The 23,615-nt window shown below is 51.4% G+C and carries 25 protein-coding genes; 11 read left to right on the forward strand and 14 right to left on the reverse strand.

Going from position 1 to position 23,615, the window contains the following annotated elements; genetic code table 11:
- Window positions 1–44: 44 nt before the first annotated feature.
- The 4 genes from CHB92_RS14645 to CHB92_RS14660 form a co-directional block, all read right to left on the reverse strand.
- Window positions 45–563 carry a hypothetical protein gene (locus tag CHB92_RS14645; protein WP_089319978.1) on the reverse strand — a complete coding sequence of 173 codons (519 nt, stop codon included), beginning with the start codon at window positions 561–563 and terminating at the stop codon, window positions 45–47.
- Window positions 564–699: 136 nt separating this feature from the next.
- Entirely contained in the window at window positions 700–1,842 is a 1,143-nt protein-coding gene (locus tag CHB92_RS14650) for an FAD-dependent monooxygenase (protein WP_089319979.1), read from the reverse strand.
- A 114-nt stretch (window positions 1,843–1,956) separates the two neighbouring features.
- Window positions 1,957–3,018, reverse strand: coding sequence for a lysylphosphatidylglycerol synthase transmembrane domain-containing protein (locus tag CHB92_RS14655; RefSeq protein ID WP_089319980.1), 1,062 nt, complete (start codon window positions 3,016–3,018; stop codon window positions 1,957–1,959).
- A 101-nt stretch (window positions 3,019–3,119) separates the two neighbouring features.
- The gene (locus CHB92_RS14660; RefSeq protein WP_179223058.1) at window positions 3,120–3,890 is read right to left on the reverse strand and encodes a segregation and condensation protein A; all 771 of its coding nucleotides are present in this window, start codon (window positions 3,888–3,890) and stop codon (window positions 3,120–3,122) included.
- 382 nt (window positions 3,891–4,272) lie between these two features.
- Here CHB92_RS14660 and dxs point away from each other — a divergent pair, with 382 nt between their 5' ends.
- The 3 genes from dxs (at window position 4,273) to CHB92_RS14675 (ending at window position 8,455) form a co-directional block, all read left to right on the forward strand.
- A complete protein-coding gene (gene dxs, locus CHB92_RS14665; RefSeq protein WP_089319982.1) occupies window positions 4,273–6,189 on the forward strand; it encodes a 1-deoxy-D-xylulose-5-phosphate synthase in 1,917 nt (638 codons plus the stop codon).
- Window positions 6,190–6,409: 220 nt separating this feature from the next.
- The gene (locus CHB92_RS14670) at window positions 6,410–7,183 is read left to right on the forward strand and encodes an alpha/beta fold hydrolase (protein ID WP_089319983.1); all 774 of its coding nucleotides are present in this window, start codon (window positions 6,410–6,412) and stop codon (window positions 7,181–7,183) included.
- A gap of 96 nt (window positions 7,184–7,279) precedes the next feature.
- A complete protein-coding gene (locus tag CHB92_RS14675; protein WP_089319984.1) occupies window positions 7,280–8,455 on the forward strand; it encodes an MFS transporter in 1,176 nt (391 codons plus the stop codon).
- A gap of 74 nt (window positions 8,456–8,529) precedes the next feature.
- Here CHB92_RS14675 and CHB92_RS14680 read toward each other — a convergent pair whose 3' ends face one another.
- Window positions 8,530–8,916 (reverse strand): lipocalin family protein, encoded by a 387-nt coding sequence (locus CHB92_RS14680; RefSeq protein WP_144266317.1) that lies wholly within the window; start codon window positions 8,914–8,916, stop codon window positions 8,530–8,532.
- A 199-nt stretch (window positions 8,917–9,115) separates the two neighbouring features.
- Here CHB92_RS14680 and CHB92_RS14685 point away from each other — a divergent pair, with 199 nt between their 5' ends.
- Window positions 9,116–9,490, forward strand: coding sequence for a LysM peptidoglycan-binding domain-containing protein (locus CHB92_RS14685; protein ID WP_089319986.1), 375 nt, complete (start codon window positions 9,116–9,118; stop codon window positions 9,488–9,490).
- Between the two features lie 78 nt (window positions 9,491–9,568).
- On the opposite strand, the gene CHB92_RS14690 is transcribed toward CHB92_RS14685, so the two are convergent.
- The 4 genes from CHB92_RS14690 to CHB92_RS14705 all read right to left on the reverse strand — a co-directional run bounded on the left by CHB92_RS14690 (window position 9,569) and on the right by CHB92_RS14705 (window position 12,625).
- Window positions 9,569–10,225, reverse strand: coding sequence for a hypothetical protein (locus tag CHB92_RS14690; RefSeq protein WP_089319987.1), 657 nt, complete (start codon window positions 10,223–10,225; stop codon window positions 9,569–9,571).
- A 13-nt stretch (window positions 10,226–10,238) separates the two neighbouring features.
- The gene (locus CHB92_RS14695; protein WP_106219128.1) at window positions 10,239–10,637 is read right to left on the reverse strand and encodes a T9SS type A sorting domain-containing protein; all 399 of its coding nucleotides are present in this window, start codon (window positions 10,635–10,637) and stop codon (window positions 10,239–10,241) included.
- Window positions 10,638–10,848: 211 nt separating this feature from the next.
- The gene (locus CHB92_RS14700) at window positions 10,849–12,099 is read right to left on the reverse strand and encodes an energy transducer TonB (protein WP_089319989.1); all 1,251 of its coding nucleotides are present in this window, start codon (window positions 12,097–12,099) and stop codon (window positions 10,849–10,851) included.
- Between the two features lie 106 nt (window positions 12,100–12,205).
- Window positions 12,206–12,625, reverse strand: coding sequence for a nucleoside-diphosphate kinase (locus CHB92_RS14705; RefSeq protein ID WP_089319990.1), 420 nt, complete (start codon window positions 12,623–12,625; stop codon window positions 12,206–12,208).
- A gap of 228 nt (window positions 12,626–12,853) precedes the next feature.
- Between CHB92_RS14705 and CHB92_RS14710 the strand changes: the two genes are divergently transcribed.
- Genes CHB92_RS14710 through CHB92_RS14720 form a run of 3 tightly spaced genes read left to right on the forward strand, consistent with a single transcriptional unit; the run spans window position 12,854 to window position 15,407 of the window.
- A complete protein-coding gene (locus CHB92_RS14710) occupies window positions 12,854–13,876 on the forward strand; it encodes a DHH family phosphoesterase (protein WP_089319991.1) in 1,023 nt (340 codons plus the stop codon).
- Window positions 13,877–13,902: 26 nt separating this feature from the next.
- Window positions 13,903–14,856 carry an FKBP-type peptidyl-prolyl cis-trans isomerase gene (locus CHB92_RS14715; RefSeq protein ID WP_089319992.1) on the forward strand — a complete coding sequence of 318 codons (954 nt, stop codon included), beginning with the start codon at window positions 13,903–13,905 and terminating at the stop codon, window positions 14,854–14,856.
- A gap of 20 nt (window positions 14,857–14,876) precedes the next feature.
- Window positions 14,877–15,407: an FKBP-type peptidyl-prolyl cis-trans isomerase gene (locus CHB92_RS14720; RefSeq protein WP_089319993.1), complete on the forward strand. Its 531-nt coding sequence runs from the start codon at window positions 14,877–14,879 to the stop codon at window positions 15,405–15,407.
- A gap of 81 nt (window positions 15,408–15,488) precedes the next feature.
- On the opposite strand, the gene recO is transcribed toward CHB92_RS14720, so the two are convergent.
- The 4 genes from recO to CHB92_RS14740 all read right to left on the reverse strand — a co-directional run bounded on the left by recO (window position 15,489) and on the right by CHB92_RS14740 (window position 19,526).
- Complete coding sequence (gene recO / locus CHB92_RS14725) at window positions 15,489–16,202, reverse strand: DNA repair protein RecO (RefSeq protein ID WP_089319994.1); 714 nt, start codon at window positions 16,200–16,202, stop codon at window positions 15,489–15,491.
- The gene (gene porZ / locus CHB92_RS14730) at window positions 16,203–18,533 is read right to left on the reverse strand and encodes a type IX secretion system anionic LPS delivery protein PorZ (RefSeq protein ID WP_089319995.1); all 2,331 of its coding nucleotides are present in this window, start codon (window positions 18,531–18,533) and stop codon (window positions 16,203–16,205) included.
- A gap of 61 nt (window positions 18,534–18,594) precedes the next feature.
- Window positions 18,595–19,188 carry a thymidine kinase gene (locus CHB92_RS14735; RefSeq protein WP_089319996.1) on the reverse strand — a complete coding sequence of 198 codons (594 nt, stop codon included), beginning with the start codon at window positions 19,186–19,188 and terminating at the stop codon, window positions 18,595–18,597.
- Between the two features lie 14 nt (window positions 19,189–19,202).
- Window positions 19,203–19,526, reverse strand: coding sequence for a 2Fe-2S iron-sulfur cluster-binding protein (locus CHB92_RS14740; protein WP_089319997.1), 324 nt, complete (start codon window positions 19,524–19,526; stop codon window positions 19,203–19,205).
- A 33-nt stretch (window positions 19,527–19,559) separates the two neighbouring features.
- Here CHB92_RS14740 and CHB92_RS14745 point away from each other — a divergent pair, with 33 nt between their 5' ends.
- From CHB92_RS14745 to CHB92_RS14760, 4 genes are all read left to right on the forward strand, one after another.
- Entirely contained in the window at window positions 19,560–20,666 is a 1,107-nt protein-coding gene (locus CHB92_RS14745; protein ID WP_089319998.1) for a hypothetical protein, read from the forward strand.
- A 319-nt stretch (window positions 20,667–20,985) separates the two neighbouring features.
- Window positions 20,986–21,375, forward strand: coding sequence for a hypothetical protein (locus tag CHB92_RS14750; RefSeq protein ID WP_089320036.1), 390 nt, complete (start codon window positions 20,986–20,988; stop codon window positions 21,373–21,375).
- Between the two features lie 307 nt (window positions 21,376–21,682).
- Window positions 21,683–22,120 carry a hypothetical protein gene (locus CHB92_RS14755; RefSeq protein ID WP_089319999.1) on the forward strand — a complete coding sequence of 146 codons (438 nt, stop codon included), beginning with the start codon at window positions 21,683–21,685 and terminating at the stop codon, window positions 22,118–22,120.
- Between the two features lie 135 nt (window positions 22,121–22,255).
- Window positions 22,256–23,248, forward strand: coding sequence for an AAA family ATPase (locus CHB92_RS14760; RefSeq protein ID WP_089320000.1), 993 nt, complete (start codon window positions 22,256–22,258; stop codon window positions 23,246–23,248).
- Window positions 23,249–23,337: 89 nt separating this feature from the next.
- On the opposite strand, the gene CHB92_RS25870 is transcribed toward CHB92_RS14760, so the two are convergent.
- The gene (locus CHB92_RS25870) at window positions 23,338–23,481 is read right to left on the reverse strand and encodes a hypothetical protein (RefSeq protein WP_179223048.1); all 144 of its coding nucleotides are present in this window, start codon (window positions 23,479–23,481) and stop codon (window positions 23,338–23,340) included.
- Between the last annotated feature and the right edge of the window lie 134 nt (window positions 23,482–23,615).

Here is a 23,615-nt window from a genome sequence, read left to right on the forward strand (position 1 = left end):
CATTTTATGTGCACAAAGACAAGCCGGCAAAGACCGGCTTGTCTTTATTCTACAGATGCTACTTCCTCGCCTTCCGGGCACTTATTTTCCATCAACTCCCGGATATTATCAATACACTGCACCGGGATAAAGGTATAGACTTCCTTGTCACCCTCACAGTACTTGAAGGAGGCGAAATCCGTACGGCTTTTCGGGTAAACCCACCTGTCGCCCTCGCAGCCGTAAACAAAAAGCGGGAGCTCCTCATAATAGTAGTCCACGTAAGACACTACTTTCTCGCCATTCACGAATAGAAGACGACGGTGGTTCTCAGGCACAGCGTCCCCTTCCCACTTAAAACCAATGGCATCGCTGATCACTTTTTTATCTTCGTTTGGCTGAAAGTAATACATGGTTTCCCACTCAAAGTCGGTCAGTTCGGCCATCTGTATTGTTTTATAGCCCTCCGGTCCTGCCTCTCCGTCCACTACAGCTTCCTCTAGCTTCTCATTTAGGGAGCTATCACTATCAGAGCAGCTAAACAGCAGCAGGGCAAACACGAAGAATAGTATGTTTTTCAGCATAGTTCGGTCTTGTTCAGATAAGGTATTCGTAATAAGGGTTTAAACTACATAAAATTTCCGAGCTCTGTAGCGGCTGTCTTAGCTTTAGCTTTACGTTATAGAAGCAAATGCAGCGGTAAAATCACCTTTCGCTTCCCTAAAAATCAACCTGGTAGAGCCACTCCATCTGGCTTTGTGTCACGGTTTTAGGCATGGCACGAAACACCATGTTCCGTGTGTAACGCAACAGCGGCTTCTGCCACTGCGATACGTCTCCTAACAAACGGGACAGGCGGATTACTTTGGCTGTACGGGCCAGGCGCCGCTTCTCATACCATGCCAGCGCCAGGCGCAGGTCCTTCTCCTGCTGCAGACATTGCCCCAACACCACCGCATCTTCTATCGCCTGGCAGGCGCCCTGCCCCATATTGGGGGTGGTGGCATGCGCAGCATCCCCGAGCAAGAGCACGCGCCCATAGGCAAAGTGTTTCAAAGGCTTCAGGTCGGCAATATCATTCCAGATAAGCTGTTCGGGTTGAGTCGCAGCCAGTATGGCAGGTATGGCGGCAGGCAGGTCAGCAAAATGCGATGCCAAGTCCGCTGGTGTCATTTGTTGCATCCGGGGATCGTTCTGAGGCGCATTAACGCAGGCATACCAGTACACCCTGTTGTCCTGCAGGGGAGCAATGCCCACGCGTCCCTGCGGGGCCCAGGTCTCAGCCGAGATCATGCGATTGATCGTGACTCCAGGATTCTCCACCACGCCGCGCCAACAGGTATAACCGGCATAGCGGGGTTTACTTTGCGGCAGTAGTTGTTGCCGTACGACTGAATTTATTCCATCTGCAGCAATAAGCAGGTCTGCTGTGGCTTGGGTGCCATCCGTGAACAGGACCTGTACCTGCTCTCCCGGCTGTGTGATGCCTGCACAACGCTTGTCCAGTACCAGCGAGCCCGGCTGCAGCTGCTGATGCAGCACTTCGTGCAGGTCGGCCCGGTGGATGACAAAATTATTGATTCCGTATTTCCTGCTCAGCGGTCGGGTATCCATGTTGCTGATAATATTGCCCTGCTCATCAAAGATCACCAGGGCTTCCAGTTGCTTGCCACGCGCTATCACGTCCGCTGCCACCCCTAAGCGTTGGAGCCCCTGTATCGCGTTCGCAGCCAGCCCCACGCCCGCGCCCACCGGCTTTAATTCCGGAGCCGCCTCGTATACGGTCGCCTCTATGCCTTGCCGCTGCAGGGCAATGGCCGCACACAAGCCACCAATACCACCTCCAATAATGCTTACCTTCATCTTTCTTTGCTTACGCTATAAACTTGCTGTAGCCTTCCCTCCAAGCCCTAAACGAAAAAGCAGTATAGCTTTTCCTATACTGCTTCTCCGATGCCCCCTCTTCATTCTGTTTCCTTATACGCTTACTTCGTCCTCCCGTGGTTGCCGGCCAAAGACTTTGGCGATCCACCTGGGCAGGAAGATAGACCCCAGCACCAGGTACGGGTAATAGGTGATCAGGCGGTACAGCACCACCACGACTGTACTGAAAGCACCCAGAAACAAACCAAAGAAGCTTGGGAAGGCCATCTCAACAATACCGGCCCCTCCTGGTGTAATGGCGATCAGCATCACGATCCAGAAGATCAGGTTACGGGAAAGGATCAGCAGGTGCTCGCTCAGGCTCACGTCCACAAAAGCAGCGATCAGGCAGTTAAGCAGGAAGTAACGGGCACTCCACACAAAGATGGTGGAGATAATGGCGCGGGCCCAATACCCGGCATCTTTCCCCTTCAGCTGCTCCGATGCCCACATAATCTCGTTGCCATGCTGAAAGGCATTTACACGCCATTTGCGCAGTAGCCGAACAGAGGTAAGCTTAATTAGTAACCACTTAAACGCCCTTGGCTTTACAAAGAGGGCATAGATCATGACCATGGTATACACAGCAATCAGACCATAACTGATATAGAAAGCAGACTGCAGCTTCGCGACATCCTCCGGCTCCAGATTAAAGGTCGGGAACACCTGCCCTTGGGTGAGCAGCAGCGCTATAGGGGCCGCCACAATAAAGAACATGTTATCCAGCACTGCGGTGAGCATTACATAGGCCAGCGATTTCCCCAGCGATATCCCTTCTTTATTCAGGATAATGGTGGCAACGGTAGTACCTCCCACAACAGAAGGCGTAACAGCAGAAGCAAACTCCCAGAGCATGATCACGTCCAGGCTGTTGCGCCAGGTCAGGAACTTATCGGTAAGGGAACGGATGCGGTACATATAACCGGCGTCACGCACCACCAGCACCACCAGCGCCGCTACCAGCCACCACACATTGGCCTGTGCAATGCCCTTTAGTTCACTAATCCTGTCGTCTTTTATAAAAAGCCAGGCCGTGGCCGCTAAACCGAGTACCACTGGTATCAGTACCTTAACCGGGCTAAAGCTTTTGAGTATTGTTTTTTTGTTCTGATCCATCCGGTAATTGCCTTTGGGTCACCGTAGCGCACCACTCTTTTCGGTAGCCACGGTAGCAGGCGATCTTTATTCAGGCAAGTTTAACAAGAGCATAAAACGGCTTACTCCACTAAAAGCTGCATGACCTGCGTTGCCTGCCCTTCGGATACGGTAATGGTAAAATCATTAAAGCCGTCCCCTATCTCAATGTCAATCAGGTTTAGCTGCAACATGTCCAGGATAGCCAGGAAATTGAAGATCATCCCGATCTTATCCGGGAACTCTGAGATGATCTGAGAGAAGGCAACCTTCAGCCGATCCCGCACCATGTTCAGGATAAGGTCCTTCTGCTCTTCGATGGTATAAGGATAAGTAATAACGGTATGCTTGGGCTTGTTCTGCTCTTCCTCATAACGGGTCATTACCTTCTCAAACACCCGCATCAGCTTATAAAGGCTCAGGTCCTGCAGCTCGTACTCAAAATGGTTGGCGTTAGCTATCTGCTGCAGCTCCTCCTGTATGTTACCTCGGTTCTCCTGGGCCATGCGCTGCTCTTCCATTAAGGTCAGGTCGGGCATCACGCTTTTGTACTTTTTGTACTCCAGCAGGTGCTGCACCAGTTCCTCACGCGGGTCTATCTCGTTGCCCTCCTCGTCCTTCTCCGTGCGGGGCAGCAGCATTTTGGCCTTTATCCGCATGAGTGTGGCGGCAGTCAGGATAAAATCACTGGCCACTTCTATGTTCAACTGCTCCAGTTGCTGCAGGTAGCCCACAAACTCATTTGTGATCTGGAAGATCGGAATGTCGTGGATGTCAAGTTCATCGCGCTCAATAAAAAAGAGCAACAGGTCGAAGGGCCCCTCAAACAACGGTAATTTAATCTCGAAACTCACCTTTTCAACGTATTATATGGCGCGTGCTGCTGCGCAGATCGCAAAAATAATCATTTCCAACAGATTACAAGGTCTAGGCCCGCTCCTGGCTTAATTCGAAGGGCTAAACTATTTCCGGAACTACTGTCCCCTAAAAAAGGTATAGCTTTATGCTGGTAAGGAAATAACCTGAAATGCTCCTGTCGGCCTTCTTGCGGCTTTTTCCTCAAGTAAATACACATTATCCTATATTTATCGTACAGCCTAAATCACTGTGCAACCCTGGGTAATTGGCAGCTTGTGTTTTTTAATTTATTAACTTTACGAGTTGGCAAAGGACATTCAGGTTCAGGTTGCAAACTTTCGCCAAAATATTTTGTTAGAAGTCTATAAAGACAATTCTATGATTAAACCCGGAGAGCTGCTAGCTTCCATTAACTCACCTGCCGACCTCCGGAAGCTAAAGCCGGAGCAGTTGCTGCAAGTGACCCAGGAGCTAAGGCAATACATCATCGACGTTGTTTCGATACATGGTGGCCATTTTGGAGCCAGCCTGGGCGTAGTGGAGCTCACAACAGCGCTGCACTATGTGTTTAATACGCCTTACGACCAGCTCGTGTGGGACGTAGGACACCAGGCCTACGGCCATAAGATCCTGACCGGCCGGCGGGACGTGTTCCACACCAACCGTAAATACGGCGGCATCTCCGGCTTCCCGAAAAGAAAAGAAAGCGAGTACGATACTTTTGGCGTAGGCCACTCCAGCACCTCTATCTCAGCGGCACTGGGTATGGCGGTTGCCTCCAAGTACAAAGGCGAGGACAAGCGCCAGCACATAGCTGTTATCGGCGATGGGGCTATGACCGGCGGCATGGCCTTTGAGGCCCTGAATCACGGCGGTGTTGCCAATGCGAACCTGCTGGTGGTGCTCAACGACAACTGCATGAGCATTGACCCCAATGTAGGTGCCCTTAAAGAGTATTTAACAGATATTACCACCTCCCGCACCTATAATAAGATGCGGGATGAGGCCTGGAAGATCCTGGGCAAGATCAGTAAGTTCGGCCCGGACGCCCGCGCCATTGCTTCTAAGATCGAAAGCGGCGTAAAAGCGGCTATTCTGAAGCAGAGCAACCTGTTCGAAGGCCTGAATTTCCGCTACTTCGGCCCGATCGATGGCCATGACATCCATCACCTGGTATCGGTAATGGAAGACCTGAAGCATATTCCGGGTCCGAAGATCCTGCATTGCCTTACCACCAAGGGCAAAGGCTTTGCCCTGGCCGAGAAAGACCAGACCAAGTGGCATGCACCCGGCCTGTTTGATAAGATCACAGGGGAGATCTACAAGAAGCACTACGACGCGCCGCAGCCGCCCAAGTACCAGGACGTGTTCGGCCATACGATGATAGAGCTGGCGGAGCAGAACCCAAAGATCATGGGTATCACACCGGCCATGCCTTCCGGCTCTTCGCTCAATTTTATGATGAAGGCTATGCCAGACCGGGCGTTTGACGTGGGCATTGCTGAACAGCATGCGGTTACCTTCTCTGCAGGCCTGGCCACACAAGGGCTGATTCCGTTCTGTAATATTTACAGCACCTTCATGCAGCGCGCCTATGATCAGGTATTGCATGACGTGTGCCTGCAGAACCTGAACGTGGTGTTCTGCCTCGACCGGGCTGGCTTTGCCGGGGCCGACGGGCCTACCCACCACGGTGCCTACGACATCGCCTACATGCGCTGTATCCCGAACATGGTGGTATCTGCCCCCATGAACGAGCAGGAGCTGCGCAACCTGATGTTTACTGCCTCGCAGGATAAGATGGGACCTTTCACGATCCGCTATCCGCGTGGCGAAGGCATGATGCCGGAATGGCGCACTCCGCTGGAAGCTATTGAGGTTGGCAAAGGCCGTACGATACAGGAAGGGGAAGAAGTGGCGATCTTAACCTTTGGCCATGTCGGAAACTACGCGGTAGAGGTTTGTAACAAACTACGCTACGACGGACTGGTACCAGGCCATTACGACATGCGCTTTGCCAAGCCACTGGACGAGGAGTTGCTGCACCATGTGTTCCAGAAATACGACAAGGTGGTAACCGTAGAGGACGGTTGCCTGCAGGGAGGCTTCGGAAGCGCTGTGCTGGAGTTTATGGTAGACAATGGTTACGCTGCACAGGTGAAGCGCCTAGGCATTCCGGATAAAATCTTCGAGCACGGTTCTCAGCTGGAGCTACAGCACGAGGCCGGCTTTGCCCCCATTGATATCGAAAACGCGGTACGCGAACTCCTGAACGTGGCAGTGAAAGTTAGATAAAGAATAAAGGTTAAAAGTCTTCAAAACCTCACAGCGCTGTAAAGCCTGTGAGGTTTTTTATTTAGCAGTATCAGGCTAGCAGGATTTTTTTATGCATGTTAACTCTGACACTGCTTTACTTGCCTAGGCTTAATTCCTGTTCTTAAATTTGGGAAGACAGCCCCTGTTCATCTTAAAATCCCGTAAATCCTGATTCAAACAACGTCTATTCTATTACTCTATGGCCAATACATACCTTGATGCCGGTTCCGGCGAAACGTTAGTTTTTCTGCACGGCTTCTGTGAGAGCAAGCAAGTCTGGGCTGAGTTTATAAAACCGCTGCAAGCACAATTCAGAACGATAGCCCTGGACCTCCCCGGCTTTGGAGACAACACAGAGCACGTTAGCAGCTACAGCATGGAAGGCATGGCAGACAATGTCAGGCGCCAGCTGGAGGAGCTAGGCGTACGAAAATGTATTTTGGTGGGGCACTCGATGGGAGGCTATGTGAGCCTGGCCTTTGCCGAAAAATACAGCACCATGCTGAACGGGCTCTGCCTCTTCCACTCCTCTGCCCTGCCTGACACAGAGGAGAAAAAGGAAAACCGCAGCAAAAGCATCGACTTTGTGGAGCGCCATGGCGTCGTTAACTTCATCAATCCCTTCGTAGAGCCCCTTTTTTACCAGGAGAATCGGGACCGTCTGCGCCAGGAGATCGAGCTAATGAAAGAAATAGGCCGTGCTACCCCCCAGGAAAGCATCACCGGTGCCCTGGCTGCCATGCGCGACAGACCCGACAGAACAGCCGTACTGGGAGCGGCAAAGTACCCGGTACTGTTCATCTTCGGGAAAGAGGACGGAGCGGTGCCCATGGATAAAGCTTTGGCACAGTGCCACCTGCCCGATAACAGCATGGTCTACTTTATAAGTAAAGTGGGGCACATGGGCATGTTTGAGCGCACCTACGAAACGCGTAAGACGCTACAAAAATTCGCGGAAACGATCTACGGTTAGGGAAACTGAGGGAGGAGCTTGGTTGACCTCCCTCAGTTTCTGCGCCTTTTCGTAAAATCGCTCTACCTTTACCTTGTTACCTCAAAAACTTAAGCCATGTCCACTGCCTCCGTAGCCACGCCTGCCCGCATTTTGCCCACGATTGTGTTCTCACAATTTGCCGGCACATCGCTGTGGTTTGCCGGCAATGCTGTGTTGCCTGAGCTACAAAGCTCATTGGACCTGGAGGAGGGAGCACTCAGCCTTTTAACCTCGGCAGTACAGCTGGGCTTTATAGGAGGCACCCTCTGTTTTGCCTTCTTCTCGCTGGCAGACCGTGTATCTCCCCGGCTCCTGTTCCTGACCTGCGCAATACTCGGGGCCATTGCCAATCTTTTGGTGCTGCCTGCCAGCAGCAGCATTTCGGGAATACTGGCACTACGGGCAATTACGGGTTTTTTGCTGGCGGGTATTTATCCGGTAGGCATGAAGATCGCTGCCAGCTGGTACAGCGGCAGGTTAGGAAAAGCCATTGGCTATTTGGTGGGGGCTTTGGTATTAGGCACCGCTTTTCCGCACCTGCTGCGCAGCTTTGGGGCTGTACTGCCCTGGCAAACACTGCTCGTTTCTATCAGCGGCCTGGCGGCGCTGGGCGGCGTGTTGATGTACTTGCTGGTACCCGATGGCCCGTTTTTAAGCAAAGGAACCAGGTTTGAGCTAAGCAACATGCTGCAGGTGTTCCGGTCACGTGCGTTCAGAGCTGCTGCCTTTGGTTACTTTGGCCATATGTGGGAGTTGTACACGCTGTGGGCCTTTGTTCCACTGATGCTGGCCTACGCTTACCCTCAGTTTAGCCAGGAGCAAGTTTCTTTTTATGCCTTCCTGACCATAGCAGCTGGTGCACTGGGCTGTGTGGGAGGAGGCTATCTTAGCCAGTTCTGGGGTAGCGCTAAAGTGGCGTTCCTACAGCTACTACTGTCCGGTGTCTGCTGCCTGGCCTCTGTGGCGGTCCTACAGCACCCTCTCGCGCTCCTGCCCTTTCTGCTGTTCTGGGGTATAGTGGTGGCCGGCGACTCCCCACAGTTCTCTGCTCTTACAGCTAAAACGGCTCCGCCATACTTAGTAGGCACCGCCCTCACCGTAGTTACTTCTGTTGGCTTTGCCATCACCATTGGCAGCATACAGCTTACGAGTTACCTGCTTACACAGCTCCCCCTGCCCCAGGTATTCCTGTTCCTGGCCCCTGGACCGGCTTTAGGCCTCATGGCCGTACGCCCTTTGCTGAAAAAATAAAAGCGTCAGCCGGCACACCTGCCTACTGACGCTCAATCGAAACCGTTTTACTATACTTTAAATTCCTGAAAGAGTTACACCTCCTTTACCTCCAGCTCTAACACAGAACCATCCACAGCCTTTAAAGTCAGTTCCTCGTCTGTTAGCCTGAGTACTTCAAAGGTAAGGCTCGTCTCGTCTCCTTCAAACTGTAAGGTAATACGCCGGGCAGCCTCATCATAGGCCCAGGTGCCGGTCTGGACGGTGCCCTCGCCGCCCAGTGCAAAGCGGCCATCGGCATAGAACTGCATGCTGTTGCGCTCTATGGCCTCCTGCTCCTCCACAGCGACCCAGGTTTTACTCTCTACGCCGGATATCATGTTCTCCGACCCCACCTCGTCATCGCCGCAGCTGGTGGTAAAAAGTACGAACAGCATGCCCAGCAGAAGTTGCCAGGGTTGCTTCCAGTTTATTCTGTTCATTATCTGTTGCTGTTGGTTATGCAAAGGCACCCCTTCCGCCTTATGAAAAGCGATGCCTGGCATTGCTTACGAACCCACCACCGTCACCGTTACGCAACTTCGCGCCACAACTAAGTCCTCTGTAGAGGCGTATCTTTAGGTAAGCAACTGGGGTAATGCCGGTTGCATGAAATAAATTTTGAACAAAAGCATTTATAATATGGGACTGTTAGATTTTTTTAAGAAGGGCAAGGAAGAACCCCAAAAACCAACCACCAATGTACAATCCTCTGATCGTTTAAAGACGCCAGAAGGCACACAGCCGATCAGTAAAGGCACGGACATGGCCTCCCGTACAGAAGGAGACCCGAGTAAGGCCTTTTATAATAAAGAGGACAAGCAGAAGCAAACGAGCCCTGGCCCGCACCAGGACGTTTATACCGTGCAATCAGGTGATTCACTGTCTGGGATTGCGAGCAAGCATTATGGCAATGCGAACTCCTGGACGCGCATTTATGATGCGAACAAAGACAAAATCGGCGGCAATCCTGACCTGATTCGCCCAGGGCTGCGTATTGTGATCCCGAGAGACTAATTAAGCACACATAAAAAAGAGTGGCCGGCACCTGTAAGTGCCGGCCACTCTTTTTTATGTGTGTTCTATATAAGGACCCTACCAAATATGATAATTCACTCCTAATACCAGGCCAAAGTCACGCTCTCTGAAAGCCGACTCTTTGGCTGCAAGCCTACTCATAACCGATAGTTGCAGTTGCCCTAGCAGGTGCACTTGTGGTCCCAGGGTCAACTGCGCCCCCAGCGGCAAATAGAGGCGCAGCTTCCGGTGGTAATGGTTCTCGTAAAATTCATCCAACTCAGTAGTGCTCCCCCCGTGAGTCCCGGGGAACTGCGTGGCCATAATGGCTGCGAGCTTATACTTGGCCCCTGCACCTGCCCCTATAGCAAATCTCTCGCTGACTTGGTGCAGATACTGTGCCGCGAGCCCCACAGTAAAGTTGCCGTACCTCGTTCTCACGTCTGCCCAGGGGTTTTCGTTCACATCCCAGGTCTGCATGGTCCCACCGCTTTGCCTTTCAAGCGAAATCAGGTAGGTTAGCTGCAGGAAACCTTTCTCGGTAAGGGGCTTGTGCATCCACATTCCTAATTCCAGTTGCAGACCAGGAGCGTAGTCAATATCCTGCAACACTTCTTTGTTGCTGTTAACCAGGGTTTCAAACACGCCAAACCTGCCTGTAAGGCCATAAGTATTTTCCTGGGCGCTGGCAGCGAGCGACAGCAGGAAGGCGAGCATACACAGTAAGTTTTTCATTCCGCCTCCCCTCTTAATTTGCTTTAATTAAACGGTAGCGGCTCACTTGCCCTCCCAACTGCACCTCACAAATGTAGACGCCTTTGGGCATACCATCAAACGCTGCACGCACGCTAATGCCGTCGTAGACATAGTCTACCGCAATCCGCTTCGTGTACTTCCCTCTTTCATCGGAAAAAGAGATGGTAGCGGTACTTGTGTTTGGATCGTAGAGGCTCACTTTTACCTCGTGCACAAAGGGATTAGGGGCAACAGAGATGCCTACATTACCGCCTGCTGCACTACCCGCTTTTTGCTGCACACTGTACGTCAGGTTTTGCAGCCCCGAATAGTCTGGCTCCGGATCATGCTGCTTACAGCCATTCAGGCAAAGCAAGGCCGCTATAGCCATTGTATACAGGTGTGCTTTCATACATCGTTATTTAGAGGAGGAAGATAACAAAAGTACCGCTCTTCCACAGAATAGGACCAGCTTAGTTTAGAGGAACCGATGTCAACAATTTGTTTGAGGCGATAGCAGGGTTTTCATAAGCATCCCTGTTTCCTAACTACGCCCTGCAACGCGCGCGGCAGGCAAGTTTCTGCTACTGCTGCACGACTGCCCAAGTCTTGAGAAGTCCCCATCAGTAAGCTCGTCCTCCCAGGGTAGGCAAAAGTCCTCCTGAGGGCGACTGAACTATAGAAAACCGAACGGGCAGCGTAAAAGTAGTGGCAACTGGCATGTTGTTGACAAGAGCCGGTTTCCACTTTGGCATCAGCTTCACGACCCGTACTGATTCCTGGTCGAGGCCGTACCCTAATGACTTTATCACTTTAATGCCTTCAACGGAGCCATCAGGCTGCACAGTAAATGTAACCACCACGAAGCCTTCTACCCCTGCCCGCTGTGCTGTTGCCGGATAGCGGATATTGCTGGCCAAGAACTTCAGCATTGCCATCTCGCCTCCCGGAAACTCTGGCTTGGTATCAGGCACCAGTTCCACAACCAGTTTCAAGGTATCAGTTCCTGACGCTGTAGGGTGTACCACTTGGTAGTAGCTTACTTGCTGCTGCGCTTCATTCTTTTCCTGTACCTCCTGCACGTCTAACTTCAACACGTAGGCCAGCAGCGGGAAATTCGACTTGAAGGCAGTTTCATCCACAGTCCATTTCTCCACCTTGTCTAAGTAAGGGAAGTCGGTCCCTAGTCTGAACCTGTCTTCAGAGGTATACGCCACCCTGGCATTCTGCTGTTGAACGTACCCCTTCTCCATCTCCCCATCTTTGTAGACCTGCTCTATTAAAGGCTTTCCGGCCTTGCCGTTTGTAAGTTCGGTGTACTGCCACTTCCCCACACGGACGCCTCCAGCATAATCACCCTTCAGTTGCGCCTGGCTCTGGCCGTCTTCTCCTGAGAACAAGGTGACGTAGGTACCTTTTCCGTTCACGATGGTCTGCGTCCCGCTCTCATCCCAATAACTCTGAAACCTGAACTTCGGCCAGTCATACACCACCTCCTGCAAAGCCTGCCCGTTTTCGCGCCAGAACTTCCATAACCCTACTGGCACATTATTCTTGTAGCTACCCTGTGCCTGCAGCTGCCCGTTCGGAAAGTAAAATAGCCAGTTGCCCTGTTTTAGCCCTCTGCTGTAGTTGCCTCTGGCCATTACCTGCCCGGATCCGTAGTAATCAGACACCCCCTGATCGAAAAGCATGTTAAAGAGTTGCCCTGTTCGGATAAGCGAGTCGGGGACAGTCGCCAACCGGGTGTAGGCGGCATTTTCTTTTCTGGTGACCTCCCATTTCTGGTTATAGTAAATAGCCACCTGTTGCTGGGCCTGCGCGCCCGCGAACGCCAGTAGAAGCACGAAGAAAAAAAGTAAAGCTTGTTTCATGTCAGTGGTAGTGTTGGTATATCACTGTGCTAATATAGCATAAAAGCAAAAGCCGCCTAACTTTTACAGCTAGGCGGCTTTACATCAATAAGTATGCTTTTAACGCTTAGAAACGCTCGTCGGCAGAGAAAAAGAAGTCACCTTCGATCTTGGCGTTCTCATCAGAGTCAGAACCGTGGATCGCGTTTGCCTCAATAGACTTGGCATACTTCTTACGGATAGTCCCCTCTTCTGCCTGTGCAGGGTTAGTGGCACCGATCAGTTTGCGGAAGTCTTCCACAGCGTTGTCTTTCTCCAGAATCATTGCCACGATAGGGCCAGAAGACATGTATTTTACAAGGTCGCCGTAGAAAGGACGCTCTTTGTGTACTTCATAGAACTTACCAGCGCGCTCCTCAGACAGCTTTGTTTTCTTCATTGCCACGATGCGGAAGCCGCCTTCCTCAATCATCTGTGTAATGCCACCAATGTGATTTTCAGCCACTGCGTCAGGCTTGATCATAGTAAATGTGATGTTTCCGGCCATGTCTCTTCAATAGTTATGGTTTATACTTCTAAAAATGAAGCTGCAAAAGTAGGGCATTTTACCTAATTCGCATACTTTTCTTCTTACTTTGATTAACTCTTGCCACCGCTGCAGGGTTGCCAAAACAGGCCAGGAGGTGGCTTAAACGCTATTTTATTGTTTTAGAAGTATTTTATTCAGAAATTCGCGCCTTATATCCTTATTAATCAGAGGATTTAAATTGACAGTATGCATAATATCAATGCTCTGAAAGAGCTCTTAAAAGAGCCTAAAGAGGTGATGATCACCACGCACCATAAACCAGATGCGGATGCGTTGGGCTCGTCGCTGGGCTTGGCCGGGTACCTGAAAAAGAAAGGGCACCGGGTTACCGTGATCACACCTTCTGACTACCCGGACTTCCTGAACTGGATGGAGGGAAACGACGATGTGATCGTGTACTCGGAGAACAACGACGCCCTGGTGCAGCGCATCATCAATGAGGCACAGGTCATCTTCTGCCTCGACTTCAACAACCTGTCCCGTATTAACGAGATGGGCGAGTACATCCGGCACGCGAAGGGGACAAAGGTACTGGTGGACCACCACCTGCAGCCAGAGGACTTCGCAGACCTGGACTACGCGAACACCGAGGCCGCGGCCACAGCTGAGATCGTGTATGACCTGATCAAAGCAATGGGTGACGGCGACCTCATCGATATAGGAATCGGCGAGTGCCTCTATGCCGGCATCATGACGGACACAGGCTCCTTCCGCCATCCCAGCACTTCCAAAAATGTACACCTTATCATTGCAGACCTCCTGCACATAGGGGTTAAGACCTCCGATATCCACCGCCTGATCTATGACAGCTCCACAGAGCTGCGCCTGCGCTTTTTAGGTTATGCCCTGAAAGACAAGCTGGTTGTGCTGCCGGAGTATAACACAGCTTACATTTCTATCACAGCGGATGAACTGAAGGCTTATAACTCCAAAACCGGTGATACCGAGGGGCTTGTGAACTATGCCCTGTCCATAGAAGGCATAGTATTTGCAGCGCTGATCATCGACCGTACACAAGCCGTTAAAATGTCTTTCCGCTCGGTAGGAGATTTTTCGGCAAACGAGTTTGCCCGGGCCCACTTTAATGGAGGTGGCCATAAGAATGCGGCTGGCGGTATGTCCATGGACACACTGGAGGCTACCGTCGCTAAATTTGAGAGCTTGCTGCCTCTTTACAAAGATAAACTGCAGCAGGCTTCAACCAAGTAGTACATTTTTTTATCTCAACTTATACAATGCTATCTAGAACAAAATTTTTGCTGCCGGTATTAGCTGGCACCCTACTATTGCAGGCTTGCAATAAAGATGAGTTCCATACCACGGCCGATGGCCTTGTGTATAAAGTCTACGAGCTGGAAGACGGCGAGTACAAAAACAAAGGCGAGGTAGCCCCGGAAGATACTACCGGTGCTAAGATCGGAGAGATCGTGACCCTGCAGATGCTGTACAAGAACTCTGAGGACTCTGTACTGTTCGACTCCCGCACACAGAACCAGCCGATCATGATCCCGGTAATGGAGCCTACCTTCAAGGGTAGCTTAGAGCAGGCCCTGATGATGCTATCACCAGGGGATAGCGGCGTGTTCAAAGTGAACGCTGACTCCCTGTTCGCCAAAACGTTCGGACAGCCACTTCCTCCCTTCATCAAGCCGGGCTCACAGCTCACCTTCTTCCTGAAAGCAGAAAAAGTACAGTCGCGCGAGCAGGCCATGGCTGATCAGCAGAAAATGTTCGAAGAGCAGATGAAGGAGGCACAGGCCCGTGCCGAGAAGCAGATCAAGATCGACGACGAGAAGATCCAGCAGTACATCAAGGAGAACAACCTCCAGAACGTGCAGAAAACAGAAGGCGGCGTGTACTATGCCGTTACCAAGCCAGGCTCAGGTCCTGAGGCAGACGCTGGTGACCAGGTATCGGTACACTACACGCTCACCCACCTGGATGGCAAGGAGCTGGAGTCATCACGCAACAACCCGATGACGAAAAACGAGCCTTTCCAGTTCACGCTGGGGCAGGGTCAGGTGATCCGGGGCTGGGATGAGGCCATTGCCGAGTTAAAAGAAGGCAGCCAGGCCACCTTGCTGGTTCCTTCGCCACTTGCTTATGGCGACCAGGACCGCGGACCAGACATGCCGGCCAACTCTATCCTGCGTTTCGACGTGGAACTGGTAAATGTAGAAAAGCAGTAAAATACGCTAAGATTATTCTTATGCAGCATATAAAGTTATTTTTCGGCAAGAGGAGCAGCCTGCTACAGGCGCTCTTCTTCCTTTTCTCGATTGGCCTGCTCGCATCCTGTGGAGACGACACAGAGCCTTTTGACCCTATTAAGCAGCGCGAGATAGACGATAGACTTCTCCTGGATTATATGGTGGAAAATGGCGTGGACACTTCCGCCGTGGTCAAAACAGCCTCCGGCCTTTACTATGAGCAACTAGCCCCCGGCACAGGCCCTCAGGTAGAGTCCGGTGACGAAGTTGAAGTAAAATATTCAGGGAAGCTACTAAATGGTACCGAGTTCGACAAAGGCACAATAGGCGGAAGCCCCACAAACCCTCTTATAGTTGGAGCAGGAATGGTGATCCGTGGCTGGGACGAAGGATTGAAGTTGATGCAGGAAGGAGAAAAAGCCCGCTTGTACATTCCCTCGCACTTAGCCTATGGCCGCTCTGGCTCAAGGGGAGCAATACCGCCAAACGCCCCCCTGGTGTTTGACATGGAAATCCTTGATATCAAGTAAAGACACCTTACCTGTTTAAAGCAAAAGCCCTGTACATGTTCCACGTGTACAGGGCTTTTGCTTTCGGCCTTAAGAGTTTCCTTAACCTGCCAATACTTCTGACAGTATCGCCAGCGATTTTATCTCCCCTAGCCTGTCTACATGCAGCTGGTAATAGCGGATGAGCACGTCTAGCAGTTCTCTGCGCACCTTCCCGTTCGGAATCACCGCCCTTTCCGGCTCCCGGATCAACTCATCGAAATAGGCCTCATGCGACAACAGGGCCAACACAGGCGGTGCCGAGGAGGCTGACTGTGCATTGTTGGAGAAGGCCACTTGCTCTACGATCTCTGCCCCGGAACCTGGCCCGAAGCCCAAGTGGTAACTCAGTTGCAATAAAAACACCAGATGAAAGTTTTCGAAGCCCTGCCTTTGCTCGTCGAAGAACACAATGGCGTTGAACAGGAAGTTAAACAGTGGCGGATTCTCCTCTTCCTCTTTCAGGGATCGCGCCACTACTTCCGACAGGAACAGGAGCATGCTGCTTTTCCGGATATCAAAAGGGATGGTGGAGAAAGTATAGGCAGTTTTATACTCCGAAATACGGGTCAGGCCACCTTTAGGGGAGGTGTACACCACCATGTCGAGGAGTGTGAAGGGCTGAAACAGGGCGATTCGGGAACCAGGGCCTTTTTTGCGCACGCTGTTAACGATGTAGGATTGTACCCCCAGTGCCTCTGTGTACACCCTGGTAATAATGGATGACTCGCGGTACTTGATGTGGTTCAGTACGATTCCCCTTGTTTTAACTAGCATTTAATCCAGTACGGCTATTTTACTGATACAGGTTTGCTCGCCGTCCTGCCCTGAGCTCAGGACCAGGTACACTCCGGCTTTCACGCGTTTTCCGTTATAATCGCGGCCATCCCAGGCAAGTGTGCCCCCGGTCGCTTGCGTTTTATACACTAAGGTACCAGAGACATCGGTAATGCGGACGTCAGCATTGTTGGGGAGCCCTGAAACACCGATCAGGCCGGTATAGTCGCGGCGCACAGGGTTCGGGAAAACAACAGCGCACTCCGGCTTCCCTTCCGTTACGGTAGCTCCTGCCCGGTACGAGGCAATGCCAGCGTCTGTGGCGACAAATACCTCCCCTGTCTCATGCACCACAGCCACCGACAGTACTTTGTCAGAAGGCAAGGGGCTGTTTTTAACTGTGAAATGCTGGATTAATTTGTCACCTTCCGGGCTGAACAGCCAAAGGCCATTGTCCGTCCCCATCCATTTTCTGTTAGCCCCGTCTACGGCAATGCTTCTGACCGTCTGTCCGTCCAGTAAGGGGCGCCCGGCAATGACCGGGATGCGGGCGTCGTAAGGTTGCGACTCAAACAGGTAGCCTGGGTTGTAGTACACGCCCACCCCACTGCCGGTGCCAACCCAAACATCACCGTTCCGGTCTTTGGCCATGCTGTAGACGGCACCGTCCGGCAAGCCGCCTCTCCCTTCACCGGTGCCCAAACGACGTACTTTGTTTTGCTCGCTGTCGAACACGACTAAACCATTGCCCCGGTTAGCCCTGCGTGCTACAGAAAGCCACTTCTGCCCATCATCATCCAGGAGAAGCTGGTCTAAGTTACTGCCATCTGCTATGTCAGGCAGTACGAAAGGCGTCCAGGTGCCATCAGGTCGCAGCGCCAGTAAGCCGGGAGCACTCGGGAGTTGACTGCGGTTAACCACCCACACGTTTCCTTCTGTATCGGTAGCGACATCGGTCACACGGATGCCCTGCTCTTTCTCTGTGTAAGATTGTGCGCTGAGTAAGGGGCTGTTGCTGCCATTGTAAACCTTCACCTCGTCGGGCCCATTCCACTCGATCAAGCCACGGCCATAGCTCGCTATGTAAAGCTTCTGGTTTTGGGAGTTAAAAGTTGCCCCTACCAAGTCCTCGAAAAAAGTCAGGTTAGGAGACAGTGTACTGTTGTAACTTTGCCAATCCTTGCTGTACACGTAAAAGCCTGCTTTGTTTCCATTCGGCTGATTGTTCTCGTCGTAGCCCCCGCTAAAGGCGTACACCTTTCCCTGGCTGGCGTAGAGGCGGAAGGCATCGCTGGCAAAGGGCCCGGCTGGGGCAAAAGCCTCGGCTCTGGTTCCATCCTGGTTTAACCGCACCAAACCATTCCGGCTATCCGCCACCCACACTACGCCTGCCTCCACAACAGCTTTTTGCGGAGCCGCCAATAACGTGTGGTTAAGCTTCTGCACTTGTCCGCTTTTATTCTGAAGCACCAGCCCTTCGGTTGTCGCCACAGCCAAGTATCCGTCTGAGGCTTTGATACTGTTTACCCTTGTGTTGGGTAACAGCAAGTTCTCCTGCCAGGCTTTCCCCTTCAGGGCATAAGTACCGCTTGTAGCGGTAGCTGCATACAACGTCTCTCCCAGAACAGCCAGGTCTACAACAGCACTTGTAGCAGGCAGCCCTTCATCACGTCTCTTCCAGCTATGGAAGTCCTGCAGGTTTAGGCCTTGTAGTGGGGCTGCCAGAAGGCCATGGTCGGTGGCCAGGTAAATACTATCCTGTCGTATGGCAGATGCGCTGACAGTAACCTGCGCGCCGGAAGGCCCTAAATTACTATAGGTTTCTTTTACCTCCCGCTTCTGCAAGTCCAGTACTACCACGCCAAAGGAGGTGGAGAGGTAGGCTAGCCGGTTATGCAGCCGTATACTGTTGATCTTCTTTTCTCCGGCAAGGGGCTTGCGGTAGATATCACTGATGTTATAGAGCTTATTTTCCTGCAGCAGGTCTACCTGGGTATTGGCGTAAGCAATAACCAGCGTGTTTGTTACGGCATCGTAGCCTATTGTACTGAGTTGTTGCGCTTGCAGGCCATCTACCTTTGTGATAGCTTCGGTTGTATTGAACTCCTTGTCGTAGTAGAAAAGGCCTTTCTCCGCAGCCACATACACTTTATCGCCTGCGTTGGCAAGGGTTTTCGCCTGCCTGTAAGGCACGTGCACCTGCCAGCTCCCCAACGGTCCTTTGCTCTGTGCATATCCTTGAAAGCAAGAGAACACCCACACGACCAAGCCTAGCATCCGGACCAGGGAGCGAAGAGACGATCGACAGCTGGAGATAACTTGTAACTTCATTGGAATTTCGGAACAGACTTCTGAGTTGGCAACTATTACCTAAACTACAGGCGCACAACGTTTATTGCTTTTTCTTCATCCCTTCCACGAAGCAATGGCGACAGCGGGCCTCATAAGAGTCTGTTTCGCCTAAAAGCACCTGATGCTCGGAAGGCGCGTTTCGAAAAGAGTAATTAGCAATATCTCCGCACTGCACGCATACCGCATGCACTTTGGTCACGTATTCGGCTACAGCAATAAGGGCAGGCATGGGGCCAAAGGGCTTGCCCTGGTAGTCCATGTCCAGGCCGGCGGCGATAACACGCACCCCGCTGTTGGCCAGCTTAACACATACCTCCGCCAGGCCATCGTCGAAGAACTGCGCCTCGTCCACACCCACCACGTCACAGCTGCCACCCAGCAGCAGCATATCTTGGGCAAAGTCGATGGGGGTAGAACGGATAGAGTTGGCATTGTGCGAGACCACGTCCTCTTCGTGGTAGCGTTTGTCCACCGTAGGCTTAAAAATCTCTATTTTCTGCTTCGCAATCCTGGCACGGTTCAGTCTTCTGATGAGTTCTTCTGTTTTGCCTGAGAACATCGATCCACAGATCACCTCAATCCATCCTCTTCTGGTAGCGTGGTTCTCGTTGCCAACGCGCGGTTCAATAAACATCTTAAATAAAAAAACTAACTGGTATAAGTAAGGTGCGGCAGCTTGGTCTGGTCAGGAACCCTCCCCATAACTTCGCCACCGGTTAGGGTACACTGGCACGTCAATCTTTCGTTATCCTTCAGCCGGCCCTTCTCGCGGTAGCGTATCTCAGGGTCCGTCAGTGGCCCGAAGTGCTCCATCCCCTGCAACACAATGATGCGGCAGGTAGTGCAACGGCCCTTGCCTCCGCAGGCATGCATCCAATCGGTGCCTTGGGCCTGCAGGGCCTTCAGCAGCGATTGCCCCTGCCCGACCTTTACTTCAAGGTTGGCAAGGTTTTGCACCGTCAACTTTGGCATAATTTTATAACTTTACAGAAGAAAGTGACCACAATGGAAGACAAATATAATCAATTGCACCTAGAGCGCTACAGCAAACAGCTGGCAAATCTGTTATGCGACCGCCACTTCGCGACGCATGACACGCTGAACGGCCCCCAGCTACTTGGCTTTACCCCTATCAAGCAGGTGAACCTGTTCGTGATAAAGGAGCTGCTCCTGAAGTGGCACCACGAGATGGCGAACCTCCGCAGCCCTTATTTTGATTATGAGCACGAGGAGGTAAAAGAGGCGCTGGTAAATTTCATGAACGTGCTCTCGCGCAAAATCCTCATGAAGCGCAATGCCTTTGAGCCCCTGCTGCAAAAAGCGATTTACGACACGTTCCTGGTGGTACTGGCCCCCGTTACCACTTTCGAGGAAAAGTTTCTGCGCATACAGGAGGAGATTACTTTGCCTAAGCTGCAGGAAAACCTGAAGTACATTGACATTGACAAGGCCCTGTTTGCTGGTTTTGTGGAAACCCTGTCGCCAAACAACCGTGACCGGGAGTATATCCTGAGCCGCTTCACGCTGTATGTGAAAGCGAACCCGGACAGCCGCACTCCGCTCAGCAAGCTGGTGGAAAAATTTAACAGTCTGCTGCCGGTTACAGAGGAAGAGATCAAAGGAACAACACCAGCAGCCCCGGCTCCTGTACCTGTTCCGAAGGCTACTCCGGCTGCCCCAGCACGGGAAACAGAAATTGTGGCCCCGATACACAACACGCAGCGGGAAGCTTCTGCCCCAACCGCACGCCCTATGTACCGCAAGGCAGAAGAGGATGAGGATGCGGAGGATGCTCCCGTAAACGTGCGGCCGACACTTAACGACAACTTCCGGAAGGCGTCCAGTGCCTCCCTTGCCGAGTCGCACACGAACCGGAAAATTGAGTCGCTCAAGAACTCTATCTCCATCAACCAGCGCTTCAGCTTTATCAATGAATTGTTTAACGGCGATAACATGGCCTACTACCAGGCTATCAAAACGCTGGACGATTATCCTGCCCCGGAGGTGGCCAAGCGCTACGTAACGCAGGACCTGGCATCTAAATACGACTGGAGTAAAAAGCAGGACCACGTGAGTAAGTTGCTCCGCCTGATCGAACGCAAGTTCGCTTAAACAAACCTTATACATGCCAGTAAAGCGAGTGCCTCTGCCAACAACAGGGGCACTCGCTTTTTATAGCTTTTACTAAGTATCAGGATCGATACAGACAAAAAGCCGGCCCTTCCCAAAAAGTATGGCAACAAGTGCTCCCTGAGCCCGTAGGCAGTTGCAAATAAGCACGTGAAATACTAATTATGCAGCCGCTTTTGCCTTTTCCGGCTGTTCTTGTGCGAAGGGCATGCCTGTTTTTTTTGAGGCAAAAATCAAAGGCATCCGACACAAACAGAGAATTAACCCGTACTATCAACTTAAACAGAACCTTTTACCTGCCATGAGAGACGATTTTGACTACGACGACGACCTCGCTTACAACGATTACGACGACGAAGAAGAGGATGATGACTTCGGAATGACGTTTGAAGAGGACCTGTACTTAATGATACGGGAGAAGCTACGTGACACTATTCAGGAGTACAAGTCACAGTACCCGACACTGAAAAAGCTGGAAAGCTCTGTTAACTCCTTTAAGGTAAACGCGAAGAACACAGACGATTCGAAGTTCTACCCCCTAGCAGCCAAACTCCTAAGCGAGCACATCAAGCCTCTGACAGAAGAGTCGGAAGAGATTCAGGAGATCTACGATAACATGCAGGCAGACATTGCCCGCTTTAAGAACCAGCGCGCGCATGGGTACGAAGGCGAACTGTACCTGACTGCCTAGCTCCCACACACTGTTAACAAGCGCCCGGCCTGATGATCAGGCCGGGCGCTTGTTTTTTATTTCTGTTTAAACTTTATTAACATCCTAAATCGGCGTTGAAACATTGCTTTAAGAGTGAGGGACAAATTTTTCCTAATAAAATTCATGTTTTAGCGGGGAAGTTTAAATATTAGCTATATTTGTTCCACCATTGATGCAACCATTTGTTGGCTTTTGGAATCTACTCTATGATGAAAGACCAAAAGCAGTGTTACGATTATTATTACGACGCAACCTGACCCTAAACAAACTTAACGTTCCTTCTATCATGGCTCAAAATAAATTGTTTACGGGAGAACAGTATCTCACGCAAACCCTGGATAACAGAATGGTGGTGACCACACACCGTCTGATCCTTAAGCAGGCGCCATGGGCGCTGCGCCACAACCAGTCGCTCCTGTTAGATGACATAACAGGCTGGGACGTGAAAGCCACAGGGCATTTTCTGTACCTGTACCTCGGGATAGCAAGTGCCGTTACCAGTTTCTTTATCCCCTCTTTCTCCTTGCTACCGCTTTTCTTTCTGGCCTTGTTCCTGATGACGCGCCACCGCCGCGTGTACCTGAAAACCGCTAGCAAAGAGGTGCTCCTGCCAGTAGAAGTGGACGAGGCCTGTATCAGCAGCCTGCTACAGATGGTACGCCAGGTGCATCCCACTACAGACCCAGTACCGAGCCCTAAAGGCAAAATGGTAGTGGCTGCATAAGCGAAAGAACTTTGAACACGTCATAAAGCACCTTTAGGGGTGCTTTTTTGTTATAGTGCTCCAGCCCCTTATAATATCTTAGTAGGTAAGTCGTATTATAGCTATATTTAGGGGTTTTTTCAGAACCTGAAGCCTATGCCAACAGACGAATTGATTTATACGGAAAGGGTGCGGACACACCAGCAAAAGATAAAGCAGGTTTTTAACGAGGTCAGCAAAGTGGTGGTAGGGCAGTCCTATATGGTTAACCGCCTTTTGATTGGCCTGTTTACCGGCGGCCATATTCTGTTGGAGGGTGTACCAGGCCTGGCTAAAACGCTCACCATCAACTCCTTGTCCAAGGCGCTTCATCTGGATTTCCAACGCATCCAGTTCACTCCGGACCTGTTACCTTCGGACCTGATCGGTACCATGATCTACAACCAGAACGCCTCTGCGTTTGAGGTAAAGAAAGGTCCTATCTTCGCCAACCTTATCCTGGCAGACGAGGTGAACCGCTCCCCGGCTAAAGTGCAGTCGGCTTTGCTCGAGGCCATGCAGGAGAAGCAGGTAACGATTGGGGAGACAACATACAAGCTGGACCTGCCCTTCCTAGTGCTGGCGACGCAGAACCCCGTGGAACATGAGGGAACCTATCCGCTGCCAGAGGCCCAGGTAGACCGCTTCATGATGAAAGTCTACATCGACTACCCAAAGAAGGAAGACGAACTGGAGATCATGCGGCGCATGGCCAACATGACCTATACCGACTCGGTGACCAAGGTGCTAAGCAAGGAGGACATCTTCGCTATCCGCAATGAGATTAACCAGGTGCAGATATCTGAAACACTGGAGAAATATATCATCGAGTTGGTGTTTGCCACACGCCGCCCCGCAGAGTATGACCTGAATGAGTTTGCCCCCTACATTCAGTTCGGGGTGTCGCCCCGAGCCAGCATCGCCTTAAACCGCGCCGCTAAAACCGTAGCGTATTTCGATGCCCGTGACTATGTGCTGCCGGAGGACATAAAAGAGGTAGCCTATGACGTGATGAACCACCGCATTATTCTAAACTATGAGGCCGAGGCGGATGGCATCCGGACAAAAGACTTTATAGAGGCCATTCTACGGAAAGTGCCAATCAGTTAAATGCTAACACAAAAGGGGCTGCTTTACAACAGCCCCTTTTTCATTTTATTCCTCCTCTTAAACAGCACGTTTCTCCACGTGAGACATACTCAGTTTAGGGTAAAAGAAAAGCGCCTTTGCGGAAAGCTCTCATCGCACCATTGCGCTAGTTGTAGTTTCTCGTCTCCCTCAAGGACGTTTAAGCCTTTCTTTAACTCTTTCTCGAACAGTGTCTCGTCGAAGCTCACTTTCATTAAAATCATCTTAACGTATTCTAACATAACGCTTCATTTAGTGCCATAACTAATGTGCCACTAAACTACTACCAGCATGTTAAGGCAATAGAAACGAGGTATTATGATTGTATAAAGTGTTGCCTTTAAAGCCA

The organism is Pontibacter ummariensis (genome assembly GCF_900188175.1).
Lineage (GTDB): Bacteria > Bacteroidota > Bacteroidia > Cytophagales > Hymenobacteraceae > Pontibacter > Pontibacter ummariensis.

Coding starts and splice junctions, on each gene's coding strand:
- CHB92_RS14760 (WP_089320000.1), top strand. CDS start 22,256: ATGCCAACAGACGAATTGATTTATACGGAAAGGGTGCGGACACACCAG.
- CHB92_RS14680 (WP_144266317.1), bottom strand. CDS start 8,916: ATGAACAGAATAAACTGGAAGCAACCCTGGCAACTTCTGCTGGGCATG.
- CHB92_RS14735 (WP_089319996.1), bottom strand. CDS start 19,188: ATGTTTATTGAACCGCGCGTTGGCAACGAGAACCACGCTACCAGAAGA.
- CHB92_RS14705 (WP_089319990.1), bottom strand. CDS start 12,625: ATGGCCGGAAACATCACATTTACTATGATCAAGCCTGACGCAGTGGCT.
- CHB92_RS14715 (WP_089319992.1), top strand. CDS start 13,903: ATGCTATCTAGAACAAAATTTTTGCTGCCGGTATTAGCTGGCACCCTA.
- dxs (WP_089319982.1), top strand. CDS start 4,273: ATGATTAAACCCGGAGAGCTGCTAGCTTCCATTAACTCACCTGCCGAC.
- CHB92_RS14695 (WP_106219128.1), bottom strand. CDS start 10,637: ATGAAAGCACACCTGTATACAATGGCTATAGCGGCCTTGCTTTGCCTG.
- CHB92_RS14685 (WP_089319986.1), top strand. CDS start 9,116: ATGGGACTGTTAGATTTTTTTAAGAAGGGCAAGGAAGAACCCCAAAAA.
- CHB92_RS14655 (WP_089319980.1), bottom strand. CDS start 3,018: ATGGATCAGAACAAAAAAACAATACTCAAAAGCTTTAGCCCGGTTAAG.
- CHB92_RS14690 (WP_089319987.1), bottom strand. CDS start 10,225: ATGAAAAACTTACTGTGTATGCTCGCCTTCCTGCTGTCGCTCGCTGCC.
- CHB92_RS14645 (WP_089319978.1), bottom strand. CDS start 563: ATGCTGAAAAACATACTATTCTTCGTGTTTGCCCTGCTGCTGTTTAGC.
- CHB92_RS14745 (WP_089319998.1), top strand. CDS start 19,560: ATGGAAGACAAATATAATCAATTGCACCTAGAGCGCTACAGCAAACAG.
- CHB92_RS14700 (WP_089319989.1), bottom strand. CDS start 12,099: ATGAAACAAGCTTTACTTTTTTTCTTCGTGCTTCTACTGGCGTTCGCG.
- CHB92_RS14710 (WP_089319991.1), top strand. CDS start 12,854: ATGCATAATATCAATGCTCTGAAAGAGCTCTTAAAAGAGCCTAAAGAG.
- CHB92_RS14750 (WP_089320036.1), top strand. CDS start 20,986: ATGAGAGACGATTTTGACTACGACGACGACCTCGCTTACAACGATTAC.
- recO (WP_089319994.1), bottom strand. CDS start 16,202: ATGCTAGTTAAAACAAGGGGAATCGTACTGAACCACATCAAGTACCGC.
- CHB92_RS14755 (WP_089319999.1), top strand. CDS start 21,683: ATGGCTCAAAATAAATTGTTTACGGGAGAACAGTATCTCACGCAAACC.
- CHB92_RS14670 (WP_089319983.1), top strand. CDS start 6,410: ATGGCCAATACATACCTTGATGCCGGTTCCGGCGAAACGTTAGTTTTT.
- CHB92_RS14740 (WP_089319997.1), bottom strand. CDS start 19,526: ATGCCAAAGTTGACGGTGCAAAACCTTGCCAACCTTGAAGTAAAGGTC.
- CHB92_RS14720 (WP_089319993.1), top strand. CDS start 14,877: ATGCAGCATATAAAGTTATTTTTCGGCAAGAGGAGCAGCCTGCTACAG.
- CHB92_RS14650 (WP_089319979.1), bottom strand. CDS start 1,842: ATGAAGGTAAGCATTATTGGAGGTGGTATTGGTGGCTTGTGTGCGGCC.
- CHB92_RS14675 (WP_089319984.1), top strand. CDS start 7,280: ATGTCCACTGCCTCCGTAGCCACGCCTGCCCGCATTTTGCCCACGATT.
- porZ (WP_089319995.1), bottom strand. CDS start 18,533: ATGAAGTTACAAGTTATCTCCAGCTGTCGATCGTCTCTTCGCTCCCTG.
- CHB92_RS25870 (WP_179223048.1), bottom strand. CDS start 23,481: ATGAAAGTGAGCTTCGACGAGACACTGTTCGAGAAAGAGTTAAAGAAA.